At 71.2% G+C, this 19,220-nt stretch carries 16 protein-coding genes and 1 pseudogene; 15 read left to right on the forward strand and 2 right to left on the reverse strand.

The window, feature by feature from the left end; all coding sequences use genetic code 11:
• Positions 1 to 2: 2 nt before the first annotated feature.
• Positions 3 to 443 (reverse strand): annotated as a pseudogene (gene bldD / locus ACZ6I3_RS32710) (transcriptional regulator BldD); the annotation flags it as partial.
• A gap of 266 nt (positions 444 to 709) precedes the next feature.
• On the opposite strand from bldD, the gene pyrR reads away from it, so the two are divergent.
• The 14 genes from pyrR (at position 710) to ACZ6I3_RS32780 (ending at position 17,303) form a co-directional block, all read left to right on the forward strand.
• Positions 710 to 1,276: a bifunctional pyr operon transcriptional regulator/uracil phosphoribosyltransferase PyrR gene (gene pyrR, locus ACZ6I3_RS32715; RefSeq protein ID WP_184597184.1), complete on the forward strand. Its 567-nt coding sequence runs from the start codon at positions 710 to 712 to the stop codon at positions 1,274 to 1,276.
• Positions 1,277 to 1,374: 98 nt separating this feature from the next.
• Positions 1,375 to 2,352 carry an aspartate carbamoyltransferase catalytic subunit gene (locus ACZ6I3_RS32720; protein ID WP_469419591.1) on the forward strand — a complete coding sequence of 326 codons (978 nt, stop codon included), beginning with the start codon at positions 1,375 to 1,377 and terminating at the stop codon, positions 2,350 to 2,352.
• A 5-nt stretch (positions 2,353 to 2,357) separates the two neighbouring features.
• Entirely contained in the window at positions 2,358 to 3,644 is a 1,287-nt protein-coding gene (locus tag ACZ6I3_RS32725; RefSeq protein WP_469419592.1) for a dihydroorotase, read from the forward strand.
• Entirely contained in the window at positions 3,641 to 4,210 is a 570-nt protein-coding gene (locus ACZ6I3_RS32730; protein WP_469419594.1) for a PH-like domain-containing protein, read from the forward strand. Before ACZ6I3_RS32725 ends, ACZ6I3_RS32730 begins: the two co-directional genes overlap by 4 nt.
• Entirely contained in the window at positions 4,207 to 5,349 is a 1,143-nt protein-coding gene (gene carA, locus ACZ6I3_RS32735; protein WP_469419595.1) for a glutamine-hydrolyzing carbamoyl-phosphate synthase small subunit, read from the forward strand. The genes ACZ6I3_RS32730 and carA overlap by 4 nt, the downstream gene beginning before the upstream one ends.
• A complete protein-coding gene (carB, locus tag ACZ6I3_RS32740; protein ID WP_469419597.1) occupies positions 5,342 to 8,650 on the forward strand; it encodes a carbamoyl-phosphate synthase large subunit in 3,309 nt (1,102 codons plus the stop codon). Before carA ends, carB begins: the two co-directional genes overlap by 8 nt.
• Positions 8,651 to 8,720: 70 nt before the next feature.
• Positions 8,721 to 9,827 (forward strand): quinone-dependent dihydroorotate dehydrogenase, encoded by a 1,107-nt coding sequence (locus ACZ6I3_RS32745; protein ID WP_469419598.1) that lies wholly within the window; start codon positions 8,721 to 8,723, stop codon positions 9,825 to 9,827.
• A complete protein-coding gene (pyrF, locus tag ACZ6I3_RS32750) occupies positions 9,824 to 10,669 on the forward strand; it encodes an orotidine-5'-phosphate decarboxylase (protein ID WP_469419600.1) in 846 nt (281 codons plus the stop codon). The genes ACZ6I3_RS32745 and pyrF overlap by 4 nt, the downstream gene beginning before the upstream one ends.
• A gap of 277 nt (positions 10,670 to 10,946) precedes the next feature.
• Entirely contained in the window at positions 10,947 to 11,270 is a 324-nt protein-coding gene (locus ACZ6I3_RS32755; RefSeq protein WP_003977346.1) for an integration host factor, read from the forward strand.
• A gap of 58 nt (positions 11,271 to 11,328) precedes the next feature.
• Positions 11,329 to 11,922, forward strand: a complete 594-nt coding sequence (gmk, locus tag ACZ6I3_RS32760) for a guanylate kinase (RefSeq protein WP_382841061.1) — start codon at positions 11,329 to 11,331, stop codon at positions 11,920 to 11,922.
• 70 nt (positions 11,923 to 11,992) lie between these two features.
• Positions 11,993 to 12,265, forward strand: coding sequence for a DNA-directed RNA polymerase subunit omega (rpoZ, locus tag ACZ6I3_RS32765; RefSeq protein ID WP_003988945.1), 273 nt, complete (start codon positions 11,993 to 11,995; stop codon positions 12,263 to 12,265).
• 114 nt (positions 12,266 to 12,379) lie between these two features.
• Entirely contained in the window at positions 12,380 to 13,582 is a 1,203-nt protein-coding gene (gene coaBC / locus ACZ6I3_RS32770) for a bifunctional phosphopantothenoylcysteine decarboxylase/phosphopantothenate--cysteine ligase CoaBC (protein WP_469419602.1), read from the forward strand.
• 237 nt (positions 13,583 to 13,819) lie between these two features.
• Positions 13,820 to 15,028: a methionine adenosyltransferase gene (gene metK, locus ACZ6I3_RS32775; RefSeq protein ID WP_469419603.1), complete on the forward strand. Its 1,209-nt coding sequence runs from the start codon at positions 13,820 to 13,822 to the stop codon at positions 15,026 to 15,028.
• Positions 15,029 to 15,149: 121 nt separating this feature from the next.
• Positions 15,150 to 17,303: a primosomal protein N' gene (locus tag ACZ6I3_RS32780; RefSeq protein ID WP_469419605.1), complete on the forward strand. Its 2,154-nt coding sequence runs from the start codon at positions 15,150 to 15,152 to the stop codon at positions 17,301 to 17,303.
• An 87-nt stretch (positions 17,304 to 17,390) separates the two neighbouring features.
• On the opposite strand, the gene ACZ6I3_RS32785 is transcribed toward ACZ6I3_RS32780, so the two are convergent.
• Positions 17,391 to 17,942 carry a hypothetical protein gene (locus ACZ6I3_RS32785; protein ID WP_469419607.1) on the reverse strand — a complete coding sequence of 184 codons (552 nt, stop codon included), beginning with the start codon at positions 17,940 to 17,942 and terminating at the stop codon, positions 17,391 to 17,393.
• Between the two features lie 325 nt (positions 17,943 to 18,267).
• On the opposite strand from ACZ6I3_RS32785, the gene fmt reads away from it, so the two are divergent.
• The gene (gene fmt / locus ACZ6I3_RS32790) at positions 18,268 to 19,200 is read left to right on the forward strand and encodes a methionyl-tRNA formyltransferase (RefSeq protein ID WP_469419608.1); all 933 of its coding nucleotides are present in this window, start codon (positions 18,268 to 18,270) and stop codon (positions 19,198 to 19,200) included.
• The last annotated feature ends 20 nt before the right edge of the window (positions 19,201 to 19,220 follow it).

Here is a 19,220-nt window from a genome sequence, read left to right on the forward strand (position 1 = left end):
ATCAGCTGCTCGGTGAGGACGGACGGCGACTGGTCGTAAATGACGGCGAGGGTGCGCAGGTCGTCCTGGCGGATCGAGAGCACCTTGCCGTTGTAGTCACCGCGCTGCGACTGGATCGTGGCCGCGTAGCGCTGCAGGGGGCCCGCCTTCTCGGCCGGCACCGTGGCCAGCCGCTCCAGGTCGAGGACCAGCTTCGGCGGCGGCTCGGCGGCGCCGCCCGGGGTGGTGCCCGGGAGCAGCTCCTGCACGGGGACGCCGTAGAAGTCCGCCAGCTCGGCGAGGCGCTGTACGGTCACGGCGCGGTCGCCGCGCTCGTACGAACCGACCACGACCGCCTTCCAGCGTCCCTGGGACTTCTCCTCGACACCGTGGAGGGAAAGGCCCTGCTGGGTGCGGATCGCCCGGAGCTTGGCCCCGAGCTGTTTGGCGTATTCGCTGGACATATAGCTCCCCGGCACTGTGTCGACGCGGTCAGCTGTGTTGCCGGACCGCGCGGCTGGTAACTCACTGTGAGGTTACGCAGCGTTACTCTGCCGCGTCAAGCCGAATGGTCCGCACCGACTCTTCCGTGGTATCAGCACTCGGTTAGGCCGAACGGGTGATCCGAAGGGGCTGTCGGAATGATCGCGGGGGCCTGCTACCGTGTATGGCGCAATCCCGACGTCCTTTAAGGTCCGTCCCGTGAGGCGGAGAAGGAGGTCCGTTTCATATGGACACGCACGACACGCAGTCCGATGCCCGGCCCGTTCTCGAAGGGCCCGACATCGCGCGGGTGCTGACCCGCATCGCCCATGAGATCGTCGAGCGCGCCAAGGGCGCCGACGACGTGGTGCTCCTCGGCATTCCGACCCGGGGCGTCTTCCTCGCCCGGCGGCTCGCCGACAAGCTCGAGCAGATCACCGAGCGCAAGGTTCCGTGCGGCTCGCTCGACATCACCATGTACCGCGACGACCTGCGCATGCACCCACCGCGCGCGCTGGCCCGCACCGAGATCCCCGGTGACGGCATCGACGGCAAGCTGGTCGTCCTCGTCGACGACGTGCTCTTCTCCGGCCGCACCATCCGGGCCGCCCTCGACGCGCTGAACGACATCGGGCGCCCGCGCGCGGTGCAGCTCGCCGTCCTCGTCGACCGCGGTCACCGCGAACTGCCCATCCGCGCCGACTACGTCGGCAAGAACCTCCCCACGTCGTTGCGGGAGACGGTCAAGGTCCAGCTCGCCGAGGAGGACGGTCGCGACACCGTGCTGCTCGGTGCCAAGCAGACCTCCCAGTAGCGCCTCAGGCGTACGCCGCTGTCGTACGCCGGCTCAGTGCGCCCCCGAGCGCACCCGTCTGCCCGAATTCTCCTGAACTGCCTTACGGAGCCTGACAGATGCAGCGTCATCTCATCTCGGCCGCCGACCTCACCCGCGACGACGCCGTCCTGATCCTCGACACCGCCGAGGAGATGGCCCGGGTCGCCGACCGGCCGATCAAAAAGCTGCCGACCCTGCGCGGCCGCACGATCGTCAACCTCTTCTTCGAGGACTCCACCCGGACCCGGATCTCCTTCGAGGCCGCCGAGAAGCGGCTGTCGGCGGACGTCATCAACTTCTCCGCCAAGGGCTCCAGCGTCTCCAAGGGCGAGTCCCTGAAGGACACCGCCCAGACCCTGGAGGCCATGGGCGTCGACGCCGTGGTCATCCGGCACGGCGCCTCCGGAGCCCCGTACCGGCTGGCCAACTCAGGCTGGATCGACGCGGCCGTGGTCAACGCGGGCGACGGCACCCACCAGCACCCCACGCAGGCCCTGCTGGACGCCTTCACCATGCGCCGCCGTCTGGTCGGCCCGGACGCCGGGCTCGGCCAGGACCTCGCCGGCCGGCGCATCACGATCGTCGGCGACATCCTGCACAGCCGGGTCGCCCGCTCCAACGTCGACCTGCTGCACACCCTGGGCGCCGAGGTCACCCTCGTCGCCCCGCCGACCCTGGTGCCCGTCGGCATCGAGACCTGGCCCTGCGAGGTGTCGTACGACCTCGACAGCACGCTGACCAAGTCCGACGCGGTGATGATGCTGCGCGTGCAGCGCGAGCGCATGAACGCCGCCTTCTTCCCGACCGAGCGCGAGTACTCCCGCCGCTACGGCCTCGACGGCGACCGCATGGCGCGGATGCCCGAGCACGCCGTCGTGATGCACCCGGGCCCGATGGTCCGCGGCATGGAGATCACCGCCGAGGTCGCCGACTCCGACCGCTGCACCGTCGTCGAGCAGGTCGCGAACGGAGTGTCCATCCGGATGGCCGTCCTGTACCTGCTGCTCGGTGGCAACGAACCCGCCGTCACCCAGTCCCGTACCGAGGAGAAGTAAGACCCATGAGCAAGATCCTGATCCGTGGTGCGAAGGTGCTGGGCGGCGAGCCGCAGGACGTGCTGATCGACGGCGGGACCATCGCCGAGGTGGGGGCCGGGCTGAGCGCCGAGGGCGCCGAGATCGTCGAGGCCGACGGCAAGGTGCTGCTGCCGGGCCTGGTCGATCTGCACACCCATCTGCGCGAGCCCGGCCGCGAGGACTCCGAGACCGTCCTGACCGGCACGCGGGCGGCGGCGAGCGGCGGCTACACCACCGTGTTCGCCATGGCCAACACCTTCCCGGTCGCCGACACCGCCGGTGTCGTCGAGCAGGTCTGGCGGCTCGGCAAGGAGCACGGCTACTGCGACGTCCAGCCGATCGGTGCCGTCACCGTCGGCCTGGAGGGCAGGAAGCTCGCCGAGCTGGGCGCCATGCACGAGTCGGCCGCCGGCGTCACCGTCTTCTCCGACGACGGCAAGTGCGTCCACGACGCCGTGATCATGCGCCGCGCCCTGGAGTACGTGAAGGCCTTCGGCGGTGTCGTCGCGCAGCACGCGCAGGAGCCGCGGCTGACCGAGGGCGCCGAGATGAACGAGGGCATCGTCTCCGCCGAGCTGGGGCTCGGGGGCTGGCCCGCGGTGGCCGAAGAATCGATCATCGCCCGGGATGTCCTGCTCGCCGACCATGTCGGCTCCCGCGTCCACATCTGCCACCTCTCGACCGCCGGGTCCGTCGAGATCGTCCGCTGGGCCAAGTCGCGCGGCATCGCGGTCACCGCCGAGGTCACCCCGCACCACCTCCTCCTCACGGATGAGCTGGTGCGCACCTACAACCCGGTCTACAAGGTCAACCCGCCGCTGCGCACCGAGCGCGATGTGCTGGCCCTGCGCGAGGCGCTCGCCGACGGCACGATCGACATCGTCGCCACCGACCACGCCCCGCACCCGCACGAGGACAAGGACTGCGAGTGGGCCGCGGCCGCCATGGGCATGGTCGGCCTGGAGACCGCGCTGTCAGTGGTGCAGGAGACCATGGTCGACACGGGTCTGCTGGACTGGGCCGGCGTCGCCGACCGGATGTCCGTCAAGCCCGCGCAGATCGGACAGGCCACGGGCCACGGACGTCCCGTCTCGGCAGGTGAGCCCGCCAACCTCACCCTGGTCGACACGGCATACCGTGGGCTCGTGGAACCCGCGGGCTTCGCCTCGCGCAGCCGCAACACCCCCTACGAGGGGCGCGAGCTGCCGGGCCGTGTGACGCACACGTGGCTGCGGGGCAAGGCCACGCTCGTCGACGGGAAGCTCACGTGACACCTGCACTCCTGCTGGCCGCCGAGAAGGAATCGGCGCAAGTGACCGACTGGGCCGCCCGCATCGGCTGGGTCGTCGGCCTCGCCCTGTTCGTCGCGCTCGTCTACTGGCTGATGCGCGAGGGCTGGAAGTGGCGCGGCACCCTCCAGGGCGACCTGCCCGAGCTGCCCACCGCCCCGGACGACCCGGGCCCCGGGAAGCTGGCCATGAGCGGCCGCTACCACGGCTCCACCACGGCCGGTCAGTGGCTCGACCGCATCGTGGCCCAGGGCCTGGGCACCCGCAGCCGTGCCGAGCTCACCCTCACGGACGCCGGCCTCGACGTCGTACGCCCCGGGGCGAGCGACTTTTTCGTCCCGGCCGCGCAGCTCCGTGAGGCCCGGCTCGACAAGGGCATCGCCGGCAAGGTCCTCACCGAGGGCGGCCTGCTGATCGTCACCTGGGCGCACGGCGACCGGCTGATCGACTCCGGGTTCCGCTCCGACCACGCGGCCGAGCACAACGAGTGGGTCGAAGCCCTCAACTCCATGATCGAAACGAACACCAGGGAAGGCGTCGAACGATGACCACCTCCACAAGGGGAGCAGCCAGGACTCCCGCCGTACTCGTCCTGGAGGACGGCCGGATCTTCCGCGGCCGTGCCTACGGGGCCGTGGGGGAGACCTTCGGCGAAGCGGTGTTCTCCACCGGTATGACCGGCTACCAGGAGACCCTCACCGACCCGTCGTACCACCGCCAGGTCGTGGTGATGACCGCCCCGCACGTCGGCAACACCGGCGTCAACGACGAGGACCCCGAGTCGAAGAAGATCTGGGTCTCCGGATACGTCGTGCGCGACCCCGCGCGCGTGCCGTCCAACTGGCGCTCCCGGCGCTCGCTGGACGAGGAGCTGGCGAAGCAGGGCGTCGTCGGCATCTCCGGCATCGACACCCGGGCCCTCACGCGTCACCTGCGCGAGCGCGGCGCCATGCGCGTCGGCATCTTCAGCGGGGAGGCCGTGGGGGAGGACGGCGCACTGCTGGCCCGCGTCCAGGAAGCCCCCCAGATGAAGGGCGCGAACCTCTCCGCCGAGGTCGCCACCACCGAGCCGTACGTCGTGCCCGCGATCGGCGAGAAGAAGTTCACCGTCGCCGCCGTCGACCTCGGCATCAAGGGCATGACCCCGCACCGCATGGCCGAGCGCGGCATAGAGGTGCACGTGCTCCCGGCCACCGCGACCGTCGAGGACGTCTACGCGGTGAACCCGGACGGCGTGTTCTTCTCCAACGGCCCGGGTGACCCGGCCACCGCCGATCACCCCGTCTCCGTGATGCGGGGCGTCCTGGAGCGCGGCACCCCGCTCTTCGGCATCTGCTTCGGCAACCAGATCCTGGGCCGCGCGCTCGGCTTCGGCACCTTCAAGCTGAAGTACGGCCACCGCGGCATCAACCAGCCGGTGCAGGACCGTACGACCGGCAAGGTCGAGGTCACCGCGCACAACCACGGCTTCGCCGTCGACGCACCGCTCGACCAGGTCTCCGAGACCCCGTTCGGCCGCGCCGAGGTGTCGCACGTCTGCCTGAACGACAACGTGGTGGAGGGGCTGCGGCTTCTCGACCGCCCCGCCTTCAGCGTCCAGTACCACCCCGAAGCGGCAGCCGGCCCGCACGACGCCGCCTACCTGTTCGACCGCTTCGTATCCCTGATGGAGGGCCAGCGTGCCTAAGCGCACCGATATCCAGTCCGTCCTGGTCATCGGCTCCGGCCCGATCGTCATCGGCCAGGCCGCCGAGTTCGACTACTCCGGCACCCAGGCGTGCCGCATCCTGCGCGCCGAGGGTCTGAGGGTCATCCTCGTCAACTCCAACCCGGCGACGATCATGACCGACCCGGAGATCGCCGACGCCACCTACGTCGAGCCGATCACCCCCGAGTTCGTCGAGAAGATCATCGCCAAGGAGCGCCCGGACGCCCTGCTGCCCACCCTGGGCGGCCAGACGGCCCTCAACACGGCCATCTCGCTGCACGAGGCGGGGACCCTCGACAAGTACGGCGTCGAGCTCATCGGCGCCAACGTCGAGGCGATCAACAAGGGCGAGGACCGCGACCTCTTCAAGGAGGTCGTCGAGGCCGTACGCCAGAAGATCGGTCACGGCGAGTCCGCCCGCTCGGTGATCTGCCACTCGATGGAGGACGTCCTCGGCGGCGTCGAGACGCTCGGCGGCTACCCGGTCGTCGTCCGCCCCTCCTTCACCATGGGCGGCGCCGGCTCCGGCTTCGCCCACGACGAGGAGGAGCTGCGCCGCATCGCCGGCCAGGGCCTCACCCTCTCGCCGACCACCGAGGTGCTCCTGGAGGAGTCCATCCTCGGCTGGAAGGAGTACGAGCTGGAGCTGATGCGCGACAAGCACGACAACGTCGTGGTCGTCTGCTCCATCGAGAACTTCGACCCCATGGGCGTGCACACCGGCGACTCGATCACCGTCGCCCCGGCGATGACGCTGACCGACCGCGAGTACCAGACCCTGCGCGACGTCGGCATCGCCGTCATCCGCGAGGTCGGCGTCGACACCGGCGGCTGCAACATCCAGTTCGCGGTGAACCCCGAAGACGGTCGCGTGATCGTCATCGAGATGAACCCGCGCGTGTCGCGTTCCTCGGCGCTCGCCTCCAAGGCGACCGGCTTCCCGATCGCCAAGATCGCCGCCAAGCTCGCCGTCGGCTACACGCTCGACGAGATCCCGAACGACATCACGCAGGAGACCCCGGCCTCCTTCGAGCCGACGCTCGACTACGTGGTCGTGAAGGCCCCGCGCTTCGCCTTCGAGAAGTTCCCCCAGGCCGACTCCACCCTCACGACCACCATGAAGTCGGTCGGCGAGGCCATGGCCATCGGCCGCAACTTCACCGAGGCCTTCCAGAAGGCCCTGCGCTCGCTGGAGAAGAAGGGCAGCCAGTTCACGTTCGTCGGCGAGCCCGGCGACAAGGCTCTCCTCCTGGAAGAGGCCGTCCGTCCCACCGACGGCCGTATCAACACCGTCATGCAGGCCATCCGCGCGGGCGCCACCCCCGAGGAGGTCTTCGAGTACACGAAGATCGACCCGTGGTTCGTCGACCAGCTCTTCCTGATCAAGGAGATCGCGGACGAGCTGGCCGAGGCGCCCGAGCTGACCGCCGACCTGCTCGCCGAGGCCAAGCGGCACGGCTTCTCCGACACGCAGATCGGCGAGATCCGCGGTCTGCGCGAGGACGTCGTCCGCGAGGTCCGGCACGCGCTGGGCATCCGCCCGGTCTACAAGACGGTCGACACCTGCGCCGCCGAGTTCGCCGCGAAGACGCCGTACTTCTACTCCTCCTACGACGAGGAGAGCGAGGTCGCGCCCCGCGAGAAGCCGGCCGTCATCATCCTGGGCTCCGGCCCGAACCGCATCGGCCAGGGCATCGAGTTCGACTACTCCTGCGTCCACGCCTCCTTCGCGCTGAGCGACGCGGGCTACGAGACCGTGATGGTCAACTGCAACCCGGAGACCGTCTCCACGGACTACGACACCTCCGACCGCCTGTACTTCGAGCCGCTGACGCTCGAGGACGTGCTGGAGATCGTCCACGCCGAGCAGCAGGCCGGACCCGTCGCGGGCGTCGTCGTCCAGCTCGGCGGCCAGACCCCGCTGGGCCTGTCGCAGGCGCTCAAGGACAACGGCGTGCCGATCGTCGGCACCTCCCCGGAGGCCATCCACGCCGCCGAGGACCGGGGCGCCTTCGGACGGGTCCTGGCGGAGGCCGGCCTCCCGGCCCCCAAGCACGGCACTGCCACCACCTTCGCCGAGGCCAAGGCCATCGCCGACGAGATCGGCTACCCGGTCCTGGTCCGCCCGTCGTACGTCCTCGGCGGGCGCGGCATGGAGATCGTCTACGACGAGACGCGCCTGGAGGCGTACATCGCCGAGTCGACCGAGATCAGCCCGTCCCGGCCGGTCCTGGTCGACCGGTTCCTCGACGACGCGATCGAGATCGACGTCGACGCGCTCTACGACGGCCAGGAGCTCTACCTCGGCGGCGTCATGGAGCACATCGAGGAGGCCGGCATCCACTCCGGCGACTCGGCGTGCGCCCTGCCCCCGATCACGCTCGGCGGCTTCGACGTCAAGCGCCTGCGGGCCTCCACGGAGGGCATCGCGAAGGGCGTCGGCGTCCGCGGTCTGATCAACATCCAGTTCGCGCTCGCCGGCGACATCCTCTACGTCCTGGAGGCCAACCCGCGCGCGTCGCGGACCGTGCCCTTCACCTCGAAGGCGACGGCGGTGCCGCTGGCCAAGGCCGCCGCCCGGATCTCGCTGGGCGCGACCATCGCCGAGCTGCGCGCCGAGGGCCTGCTCCCGGCCACCGGCGACGGCGGCGAGCTCCCGCTCGACGCGCCGATCTCCGTCAAGGAGGCCGTCATGCCGTGGTCGCGCTTCCGCGACATCCACGGCCGCGGCGTCGACACGGTCCTCGGCCCGGAGATGCGCTCCACGGGCGAGGTCATGGGCATCGACTCCGTCTTCGGCACGGCGTACGCCAAGTCGCAGGCGGGCGCCTACGGCCCGCTGCCCACCAAGGGCCGCGCCTTCATCTCGGTCGCCAACCGCGACAAGCGCTCGATGATCTTCCCGGCGCGCGAGCTGGTCGCCCACGGCTTCGAGCTGATGGCCACGTCCGGCACGGCCGAGGTGCTCAAGCGCAACGGCATCAACGCCACCGTCGTGCGCAAGCAGTCCGAGGGCACCGGCCCGAACGGCGAGAAGACCATCGTCCAGCTCATCCACGACGGCGAGGTCGACCTCATCGTCAACACCCCGTACGGCACGGGCGGCCGCCTCGACGGCTACGACATCCGTACGGCGGCCGTGGCACGGTCCGTGCCCTGCCTGACGACGGTCCAGGCGCTCGCGGCGGCGGTCCAGGGCATCGACGCCCTCAACCGCGGCGACGTGAGCGTCCGGTCGCTCCAGGAACACGCGGAACATCTGACCGCGGCCCGCGACTAGCAGCCCCGAGGGGGACACCGGAAACGGTGTCCCCCTCTTCGTGAGGACGCCACGTCTTCGTGAGGACAACATGTACAAGATCTTCTTCAGTCTCGTCTTCAAGCGGCTGGACCCGGAGCAGGCGCACCACCTCGCCTTCCGCTGGATCCGCCTGGCCGCCCGCGTCCCCGTGCTGCGCACCTTCCTCGCGGCCGCCCTCGCGCCCCGCCACAAGGAGCTGCGCACGGAGGCCCTCGGGCTGCGCATGCACGGCCCCTTCGGGCTCGCCGCGGGCTTCGACAAGAACGCCGTGGGCATCGACGGCATGGCGATGCTCGGCTTCGACCACGTCGAGATCGGCACCGTGACCGGCGAGCCGCAGCCCGGCAATCCCAAGCAGCGGCTGTTCCGCCTGGTCAAGGACCGGGCGCTGATCAACCGCATGGGCTTCAACAACGACGGCTCGCTCCGCGTCGCCGCCCGTCTGGCCTCCCGTACGCCGGTCCTCAGGACCGTCGTCGGCGTCAACATCGGCAAGACCAAGGTCGTACCCGAGGAGGAGGCCGTCGCGGACTACGTGAAGTCCGCCGAGCGGCTGGCTCCCTACGCCGACTACCTCGTGGTCAACGTCTCCTCCCCGAACACCCCCGGTCTGCGCAATCTGCAGGCCACGGAGGCGCTGCGCCCGCTGCTGAGCGCGGTCCGCGAGGCCGCCGACGGCGCGGTGTCCGCACGGCGCGTCCCGCTCCTGGTCAAGATCGCGCCGGACCTCGCCGACGAGGACATCGACGCGGTCGCCGACCTCGCCGTGGAACTCGGCCTGGACGGTATCATCGCCACCAACACCACCATCGCGCGCGACGGACTCGGCCTGAAGTCCGACCCCGCCCTGGTCAAGGAGACCGGCGGCCTGTCCGGGGCACCCCTGAAGGAACGCTCCCTGGAGGTCCTGCGCCGCCTCTACGCGCGCGTGGGCGACCGGATCACCCTGGTGGGCGTGGGCGGCGTCGAGAACGCCGAGGACGCCTGGCAGCGCATCCTGGCCGGTGCCACGCTGGTCCAGGGCTACAGCGCCTTCATCTACGAGGGGCCCTTCTGGGGCCGCGCGATCCACAAGGGGCTCGCCGCGCGCCTGCGCACCAGCCCGTACGCCACGCTCGCCGACGCGGTGGGCGCCGACGTGAGGAAGACGGCATGAGCGGTCTCGAACCCTTCGGCGCGCGTCTGCGCCGGGCCATGGACGAGCGCGGCCCGCTCTGCGTCGGCATCGACCCGCACGCCTCCCTGCTCGCCGAGTGGGGCCTGAACGACGACGTGGCGGGCCTGGAGCGGTTCAGCCGCACGGTCGTCGAGGCGCTGGCCGACCGGGTCGCCGTGCTCAAGCCGCAGAGCGCGTTCTTCGAGCGGTTCGGCTCGCGCGGCCTTGCCGTCCTGGAGGCGTCGGTGGCCGAGGCGCGGGCGGCGGGCGCCCTGGTCGTGACGGACGCCAAGCGCGGCGACATCGGCTCGACCATGGCCGCGTACGCCGAGTCGTTCCTGCACAAGGACGCGCCGCTGTTCTCCGACGCGCTGACCGTCTCGCCCTACCTCGGCTACGGCTCGCTCAGCCCGGCCGTCGCACTGGCCCGGGAGAACGGCGCCGGGCTGTTCGTGCTGGCGCTCACCTCCAACCCGGAGGGCGGCGAGGTCCAGCACGCCGTACGGTCCGACGGCCGGAACATCGGAGCGACGATGCTCGCGCACCTGTCCGCCGAGAACGCGGGGGAGGAGCCCCTGGGGTCCTTCGGCGCGGTCGTCGGTGCCACCCTCGGTGACCTGTCGTCGTACGACCTGGACATCAACGGCCCGCTCCTCGCGCCCGGCATCGGCGCCCAGGGGGCCACGCCGGCCGATCTTCCGGCGGTCTTCGGGGCGGCGGTGCGCAATGTCGTGCCGAACGTCAGCCGGGGAGTGCTACGCCACGGTCCCGACGCGGTCGCGCTGCGTGACGCCGCGGAACGTTTCGCTCAGGAGATCCGTCACGCTGTGACCTCCTCCTGACCACTTCCTGACCTTCTTGTGAGTCCTCCGATGAGTGGCCGGGGACGGGCTTGAGTCTGAATACATCCTCAAATCCGGGGCAGTATGTCCTAAATGTCTGTTCAGATGAAGGCTGACCAGGACTTTTCCGCTGTTCTCGCTGACTCTGGCGGACTTGCCCGCTAGTCTCCGACGAGAGTCACCGGGCAAGCGTGTTGCTCGTGGCTCCCCAGGTGTGGGGCGACTAGGTTCCTCACCGGTCCGTATCCGACAGTTCGACATCCGAGGTGACGTAGGCGTGGCTCTTCCGCCCCTTACCCCTGAACAGCGCGCAGCCGCGCTCGAAAAGGCCGCCGCGGCTCGCCGGGAGCGGGCCGAGGTCAAGAATCGACTCAAGCACTCCGGCGCCTCCCTTCACGAGGTCATCAAGCAGGGCCAGGAGAACGACGTCATCGGCAAGATGAAGGTCTCCGCTCTTCTTGAGTCCCTGCCGGGCGTGGGCAAGGTCCGCGCCAAGCAGATCATGGAGCGACTCGGCATCTCCGAGAGCCGTCGTGTGCGCGGCCTCGGGTCCAACCAGATCGCCTCCCTGGAGCGCGAGTTCGGCAGCACCGGTTCCTGAACCGGGCACTCCGGGGTAGCGAGTCCCGGGCACTCCGGGATTGCTGGATAATCGCTGCATGGCTGCAACACCCCGGGGGACGTCCCCCGTACCCCCGGACGTACGTCCGCGGCTGACCGTGCTCTCCGGCCCCTCCGGGGTCGGCAAGAGCACGGTCGTCGCCCATATGCGCAAGGAACATCCCGAGGTCTGGCTCTCCGTGTCGGCGACGACCCGCAAGCCCCGCCCCGGCGAGAAGCACGGAGTCCACTACTTCTTCGTCACCGACGACGAGATGGACAAGCTGATCGCCAACGGCGAACTGCTGGAGTGGGCCGAGTTCGCCGGCAATCGCTACGGCACGCCGCGTGCGGCCGTGCAGGAGCGCCTGGAGGCCGGTGAGCCGGTCCTCCTCGAGATCGATCTGCAGGGCGCCCGTCTGGTCCGGGAGTCGATGCCCGAGGCCCAGCTGGTGTTCCTGGCTCCTCCCTCCTGGGAGGAGCTGGTGCGCAGACTCACCGGGCGGGGTACCGAACCGCCCGAGGTGATCGAGCGCCGGCTCGAGGCTGCGAAGATCGAACTCGCCGCCGAGCCGGAGTTCGACACCACCCTGGTCAACACCTCCGTCGAGGACGTGGCTCGCGAGCTGCTAGCCTTGATGGACGTGGTGTGACCATCGCTGATCGATCCGATCCTCGCTGATCACCCCGACAGACTCTTTCCCACCCATCGGAAGGTAGAGCGTGTCCTCTTCCATCTCCGCGCCCGAGGGCATCATCAACCCGCCGATCGACGAGCTCCTCGAGGCCACCGACTCGAAGTACAGCCTCGTGATCTACGCGGCCAAGCGGGCCCGCCAGATCAACGCGTACTACTCGCAGCTCGGCGAGGGCCTCCTCGAGTACGTCGGTCCCCTCGTCGACACCCACGTCCACGAGAAGCCGCTCTCGATCGCCCTCCGCGAGATCAACGCGGGGCTGCTCACGTCCGAGGCCGTCGAGGGCCCGGCGCAGTAAGTAGTATTTCCAGCTTGACGCTGACTTTTCCACAGGCCCGGCAGGTCGACTGCCGGGCCTGTGGTGTGTCATGGAGTCGTACGTCGTGCCCGTTGCCGAGGTCCGGGGAGAAGCGTGGACAAGCCGAAGGTCGTTCTGGGGGTCAGTGGCGGCATCGCCGCGTACAAGGCCTGTGAGCTGCTGCGGCGGCTGACGGAGTCGGGCCATGACGTGCGCGTGGTGCCCACGGCCTCCGCGCTGCACTTCGTCGGCGCCGCCACCTGGTCCGCGCTCTCCGGGCACCCGGTCTCCACCGAGGTGTGGGACGACGTGCACGAGGTCCCGCACGTCCGCATCGGACAGCAGGCCGACCTGGTCGTCGTCGCCCCTGCCACGGCCGACCTGCTCGCCAAGGCGGCCCACGGCCTCGCCGACGACCTCCTCACCAACACCCTGCTCACCGCCCGCTGCCCGGTCGTCTTCGCCCCCGCCATGCACACCGAGATGTGGGAGCACCCGGCCACCCGGGAGAACGTGGCGACGCTGCGCCGCCGCGGTGCCCTCGTCATCGAACCGGCCGTGGGCCGACTCACCGGCGTCGACACCGGCAAGGGCCGGCTGCCCGACCCCGGCGAGATCTTCGAGGTGTGCCGCCGGGTGCTGGCCCGGGGCGTGGCCGAGCCGGACCTCAAGGGGCGGCATGTAGTGGTGAGCGCCGGCGGCACCCGCGAGCCCCTGGACCCGGTCCGGTTCCTGGGCAACCGCTCCTCCGGCAAGCAGGGCTACGCCCTCGCCCGCACCGCTGCCGCCCGCGGCGCCCGCGTCACACTGATCGCGGCCAACAGCACCCTGCCGGACCCGGCCGGGGTGGACGTCGTCCCCGTAGGCACGGCCGCGCACCTGCGCGAGGCGGTGCTGACAGCCGCCGCCGACGCCGACGCCGTGGTCATGGCGGCGGCGGTGGCGGACTTCCGTCCGGTGGCCTACGCGGCCGGGAAGATCAAGAAGAAGGACGACCAGGAGCCGGAGCCGATCGCCCTGGTGCGGAATCCGGACATCCTCGCGGAGATCTCCACCGACCGGGTCCGCCCCGGACAGGTGATCGTCGGCTTCGCCGCGGAGACGGACGACGTGCTCGCCAACGGCCGCGCCAAACTGAAGCGCAAGGGCTGCGATCTGCTGGTGGTGAACGAGGTCGGAGAGCGCAAGACCTTCGGCTCCGAGGAGAACGAGGCCGTCGTGCTCGGTACCGACGGCAGCGAGACCGCCGTGGCGCACGGCCCCAAAGAAGCCCTGGCCGAAACCGTATGGGACCTGGTGGCCGGGCGCCTGCGCTGACGGTCCAGTCGCTGTGCGTCCCCTCGAATCCCGCCTGATCCAGGCGTGGCGCCTCTGGTCAACGCCGCTCCGTATTGGGCAGAATGCCCGTGCCGCAGGTCACAGCTCTCCCGAGTGGCGAGACAGGGGGACCGTGTCCGAAGCGTGACCCGTAAACTGTTCCACGGACGGCGCGAGGTGCAGCCCCCGCCGTCCGCCAATGATCAGACAGCAGCCGCTGCAACCCCAGGGAGCGTTGTGTCCCGTCGCCTGTTCACCTCGGAGTCCGTGACCGAGGGTCACCCCGACAAGATCGCTGACCAGATCAGCGACACCATTCTCGACGCGTTGCTCCGCGAGGACCCGACCTCTCGGGTCGCCGTCGAGACTCTGATCACCACCGGCCTGGTTCACGTGGCCGGCGAGGTCACGACCAAGACGTACGCGGACATCGCGACGCTGGTCCGGAACAAGATCCTCGAAATCGGCTACGACTCCTCGAAGAAGGGCTTTGACGGCGCCTCCTGCGGCGTCTCGGTGTCGATCGGCGCACAGTCCCCGGACATCGCCCAGGGCGTCGACACGGCGTACGAGTCCCGTGTCGAGGGCGACGAGGACGAGCTCGACAAGCAGGGCGCGGGCGACCAGGGCCTGATGTTCGGCTACGCGACGGACGAGACCCCGACGCTCATGCCGCTGCCGATCTTCCTGGCCCACCGCCTGTCCAAGCGCCTGTCCGAGGTGCGCAAGAACGGCACCATCCCCTACCTGCGCCCGGACGGCAAGACCCAGGTCACCATCGAGTACGACGGTGACAAGGCGGTCCGCCTGGACACCGTCGTGGTCTCCTCCCAGCACGCCTCCGACATCGACCTGGACTCGCTGCTGGCTCCGGACATCAAGGAGTTCGTCGTCGAGCCGGAGCTCAAGGCGCTGCTCGACGAGGGCATCAAGATCGACACGGAGAACTACCGTCTCCTGGTCAACCCCACCGGCCGCTTCGAGATCGGCGGCCCGATGGGCGACGCCGGCCTGACCGGCCGCAAGATCATCATCGACACCTACGGCGGCATGGCCCGCCACGGCGGCGGTGCCTTCTCCGGCAAGGACCCGTCCAAGGTCGACCGCTCCGCCGCGTACGCGATGCGCTGGGTCGCCAAGAACGTCGTCGCCGCGGGCCTCGCCACCCGCTGCGAGGTCCAGGTGGCGTACGCGATCGGCAAGGCCGAGCCGGTGGGCCTGTTCGTCGAGACCTTCGGCACCGCCAAGATCGACGCCGAGAAGATCGAGAAGGCGATCGACGAGGTCTTCGACCTCCGTCCGGCCGCCATCATCCGCGACCTCGACCTGCTCCGCCCGATCTACGCCCAGACCGCGGCGTACGGCCACTTCGGCCGTGAGCTTCCCGAGTTCACGTGGGAGCAGGCGGACCGGGTGGACGCGCTGCGCAAGGCGGCGGGCCTGTAGGTCCGACGCCCTTACGGCACCGAGCGAGGCCCGGCACCCTTCGGGGAGCCGGGCCTCGTCGTGTCCCCAGGGACCTCGCCGGGGCCGCCGGGTGTCAGTGGTGTTTGGTAAGAATGCAAGCGTGAGCAGCGAGAACGGACAGGCGGACGGCGGTGCGGAGAGTGCGCCGCCCGAGCAGCTCGCGCTCATCCGGGAGAGCGTGCGGAAGGCCAAGACGCCCCGGGCCAAGCCGCGGACCTGGCGGGGAGCCGCGCTCGCCAAGGAGCGGCCCGTCGCGCGCGTCCTCGTCGACAAGGGCGTGCTCCATCTCGACCGGTACTTCGACTACGCGGTGCCCGAGGAGCTGGACGCCGAGGCGCAGCCGGGCGTGCGGGTGCGGGTGCGGTTCGGGGCCGGGCGGCACCGGGTGCGGGACGGGCGGCGTGAGGGCGGCGGGCTGATCGACGGGTTCCTCGTCGAGCGACTGGCCGAGTCCGAGTACTCCGGGCCGCTGGCCGCCCTGGCCCAGGTCGTGTCGCCCGAGCGGGTGCTGAGCGAGGAACTGCTGGGGCTGGCCCGGGCGGTCGCCGACCGGTACGCGGGCAGCCTCGCGGACGTCCTGCAACTCGCGGTGCCACCACGTAACGCGCGCGCCGAGCAGCGCGCCTCGCCCGCCCCCCTGCCGCCGCCCCCGGCCCCCGAGCCGGGATCCTGGCAGCGGTACGAGCGGGGAGCGGCCTTCGTGGAGTCCCTGGCGTCCGGCGGCGCGCCACGGGCCGTGTGGAACGCCCTGCCGGGGCCGCAGTGGAGCGAGGAACTGGCCCGGGCCGTCGCGGCGACCCTGGCCTCCGGGCGCGGGGCGCTCGCCGTCCTGCCCGACGGGCGGGCCGTGGCGCGGGCCGACGCCGCACTGACCGCCCTGCTGGGGGAGGGGCGGCACGCGGTGCTCACCGCCGACGCGGGTCCCGAGAAGCGGTACGCGCAGTGGCTCGCGGTGCGACGCGGTTCCGTACGGGCCGTGATCGGGACCCGGGCCGCGATGTTCGCGCCGGTCCAGGACCTCGGGCTCGTGGCCCTGTGGGACGACGGGGACGACAGCCACAGTGAGCAGCACGCCCCGCAGCCCCACGCACGGGAGGTGCTCCTGCTGCGGGCGGCCCAGGACAAGTGCGGCTTCTTGCTGGGCAGCTGGGGCTGCACCGTGGAGGCCGCACAGCTCGTCGAGAGCGGGTGGGCCCGGCCGCTCGTCGCCGCGCGGGAGCAGGTGCGGGGAGCCGCTCCGCTCGTGCGCACCGTGGGGGACGGCGACCTCGCCCGGGACGAGGCCGCCCGGGCCGCCCGGCTGCCGACCCTCGCCTGGCAGGCCGTCAGGGAGGGCTTGAAGCACGGACCGGTGCTGGTGCAGGTGCCCCGGCGGGGATATGTGCCCCGCATGGCGTGCGCCAACTGCCGGGCGCCCGCGCGGTGCCGGCAATGCTCCGGGCCGATGGAGACGAGGGACGGCGGGGCCCTGTGCTGCGGGTGGTGCGGCCGCGAGGAGAGCGGCTGGCACTGCCCGGAGTGCGGTGCCTTCCGGCTGCGCGCCTCGGTGGTGGGCGCCCGGCGGACCGCCGAGGAACTCGGGCGCGCCTTCCCGGCGGTCCCGGTGCGGACCTCGGGGCGTGAACACGTGCTCGACACGGTTCCGGGGGCGCCCGCGCTGGTGGTGAGTACGCCGGGGGCCGAGCCCGTCGCCGAGGGCGGGTATGCGGCGGCGCTGCTGCTGGACGGCTGGGCCATGCTCGGGCGGCCCGACCTGAGGGCCGGGGAGGACGCGTTGCGGCGGTGGATCGCGGCCGGGGCACTCGTCCGGCCGCAGTCGGCCGGCGGCACGGTGGTGGTCGTCGCCGAGCCGACGCTGCGGCCCGTCCAGGCGCTCGTACGGTGGGATCCCGTGGGTCACGCGGTGCGGGAACTGGCGGAGCGGGCCGAGCTGGGGTTTCCGCCGGTGTCGCGGATGGCGGCCGTGTCGGGGCCGGCGGAGGCGGTGGCCGAGTTTCTCCGTACGGCCGAACTGCCGCCGGAGGCCGAGGTGCTGGGGCCGGTGCCGTTGCCCGTCCCGGCCGCGGGGCGACCGCGGCGGGTGGGGGCGCCGCCGCCGGGCGAGCAGTGGGAGCGCGCGTTGCTGCGGGTGCCGCCGGGGAAGGGGGCCGCGCTGGCCGCCGCGCTCAAGGCGGCGCAGGCCGCGCGGATGGCCCGGGGGAGCGCGAACGGGGCCGGGGTCTGGGTGCGGATCGATCCGGCCGACATCGGGTGAGCCGCCGCGGAAGGTCCGGCGGGCGGCGCCCGGATGTGCGGCTGCCCTCCCGAAGGCGTCCCGGGAGGGCAGGGCAAGGGGAGCGGTTCAGCCGTTGCGCGGGCCGGGGAACGCCGTCGGCCGTGCCTCGTCGCGGAGTGCCGGGCTGCCTGCCGTCGGCTGCGTGGGCATGGAGCGGGCCGCGGGGACCGTCGGGACCGTGGGCAGACCGGTGGGCATACCGACCGTGCGACTGCCTGTCGGCTCCGGTGTGCGCTCCGGCTCGGGCGCCGGCGACTGGGCCGTGGCGGCGGCACGGCGTGCGCCGTAACGGCGGTGCACCGCCTGTTTGGTGACTCCGAGCGCGGAGCCCACCGCGTCCCAGGAGAAGCCGAGCGAGCGGTCGAAGTCCACGGCCGCGGTGACCAGGGTCTCGACACTGTCCCGCAGCTCCTGGGCGAGACGTACCGTCGGGGCGGGGGCGCGTCCGTAGACGACGAAGCCCGTGGAGGGGCCGGAGCGGCGCGGGCGGTAGACATTGCCCAACTGGGCGGTGAGTGTGCGCAGTGCGTCCACCTGCCGGCGGACCCGCTCGATGTCCCGCACCAGCAAGTGCAGGCTGGCCCGAGCCTGGGCGTCGTGGGTTGCGTGGTCGGCCATGAACAAGCCTCTCGAACCGGCGTTGAAAGGAATGGGCCGTGATCACGGCCCGTTGTGGTCAACTCTGTCTTGACCAACGCGGATTCGCTCCGCGGGTCACGGTGTGGGGGCGTGGGGGCATATGCGTGCGCCCGTTTGCGCGGGGTGTGCGCCTCGGCCTTCGGCCTTTGCTTTGGTCTCCCACCCGCGCACCGCCCGTAGCTGTTGGTCGAGAGGCTGAGCTCTCCTGTGGGGGCTGGGCGCCGTCGGCGGCTTTCCCCGGCGGGGCTCATAGACTTGTGTGCTGCCCGTCGTTCATCACCGCCCGAGAGGCCCCCACCACCCCATGAAGCTCGTCTTCGCCGGTACACCCGAGGTCGCCGTTCCCGCTCTGGACGCTCTTCTCGCCTCCGGGCGGCACGAGGTGGCCGCCGTCGTCACGCGGCCCGACGCGCCGGCCGGGCGCGGGCGCAGGCTGGTCGCGTCGCCAGTCGCCGAGCGGGCTGAGGAGGCCGGGATCGAGGTGCTGAAGCCCGCGAAGCCGAAGGACCCCGAGTTCCTGGAGCGGCTGCGGGAGATCGCGCCGGACTGCTGTCCCGTCGTCGCGTACGGGGCGCTGCTGCCGCGCGTCGCCCTCGACATCCCCGCCCACGGCTGGGTCAACCTGCACTTCTCCCTGCTGCCCGCCTGGCGCGGGGCCGCGCCCGTGCAGCACTCCATCATGGCCGGGGACGAGATCACCGGGGCTTCGACCTTCCTGATCGAGGAGGGGCTCGACTCGGGGCCGGTGTACGGGACGGTGACCGAGGAGATCCGGGCCACCGACACCAGCGGGGACCTGCTGACGCGGCTCGCCTTCGCCGGTGCCGGGCTGCTCGCGGCGACCATGGACGGGATCGAGGACGGCACGCTGAAGGCCGTACCGCAGCCGGCCGACGGCATCAGCCAGGCCCCGAAGGTCAACGTCGAGGACGCCCACCTCGACTGGGGCGCTCCCGCGCTGCGCGTCGACCGGATGGTGCGGGGCTGCACCCCGGCTCCCGGTGCCTGGACCACGTTCCGGGGTGAGCGGCTCAAGCTCATCCAGGTCGCCCCCGTGCCCGACCGGGGGGACCTCGCCCCGGGGCAGATCTCGGCGGGGAAGAACAACGTGTACGTCGGCACCGGTTCGTACGGTGTCGAGCTGCTGTGGGTGCAGGCCCAGGGCAAGAAGCCGATGAGGGCGGCGGACTGGGCGCGCGGCGTGCGGATCAGCGAGGGGGAGCGGCTCGGGGGCTGATGCCCCCGCTCCGGCGGCGT

The organism is Streptomyces sp. NPDC041940, from assembly GCF_055589465.1.

Coding starts and splice junctions, on each gene's coding strand:
- pyrR (WP_184597184.1), top strand. CDS start 710: ATGGACACGCACGACACGCAGTCCGATGCCCGGCCCGTTCTCGAAGGG.
- ACZ6I3_RS32720 (WP_469419591.1), top strand. CDS start 1,375: ATGCAGCGTCATCTCATCTCGGCCGCCGACCTCACCCGCGACGACGCC.
- ACZ6I3_RS32725 (WP_469419592.1), top strand. CDS start 2,358: ATGAGCAAGATCCTGATCCGTGGTGCGAAGGTGCTGGGCGGCGAGCCG.
- carA (WP_469419595.1), top strand. CDS start 4,207: ATGACCACCTCCACAAGGGGAGCAGCCAGGACTCCCGCCGTACTCGTC.
- ACZ6I3_RS32745 (WP_469419598.1), top strand. CDS start 8,721: ATGTACAAGATCTTCTTCAGTCTCGTCTTCAAGCGGCTGGACCCGGAG.
- pyrF (WP_469419600.1), top strand. CDS start 9,824: ATGAGCGGTCTCGAACCCTTCGGCGCGCGTCTGCGCCGGGCCATGGAC.
- gmk (WP_382841061.1), top strand. CDS start 11,329: ATGGCTGCAACACCCCGGGGGACGTCCCCCGTACCCCCGGACGTACGT.
- ACZ6I3_RS32785 (WP_469419607.1), bottom strand. CDS start 17,942: ATGGCCGACCACGCAACCCACGACGCCCAGGCTCGGGCCAGCCTGCAC.
- fmt (WP_469419608.1), top strand. CDS start 18,268: ATGAAGCTCGTCTTCGCCGGTACACCCGAGGTCGCCGTTCCCGCTCTG.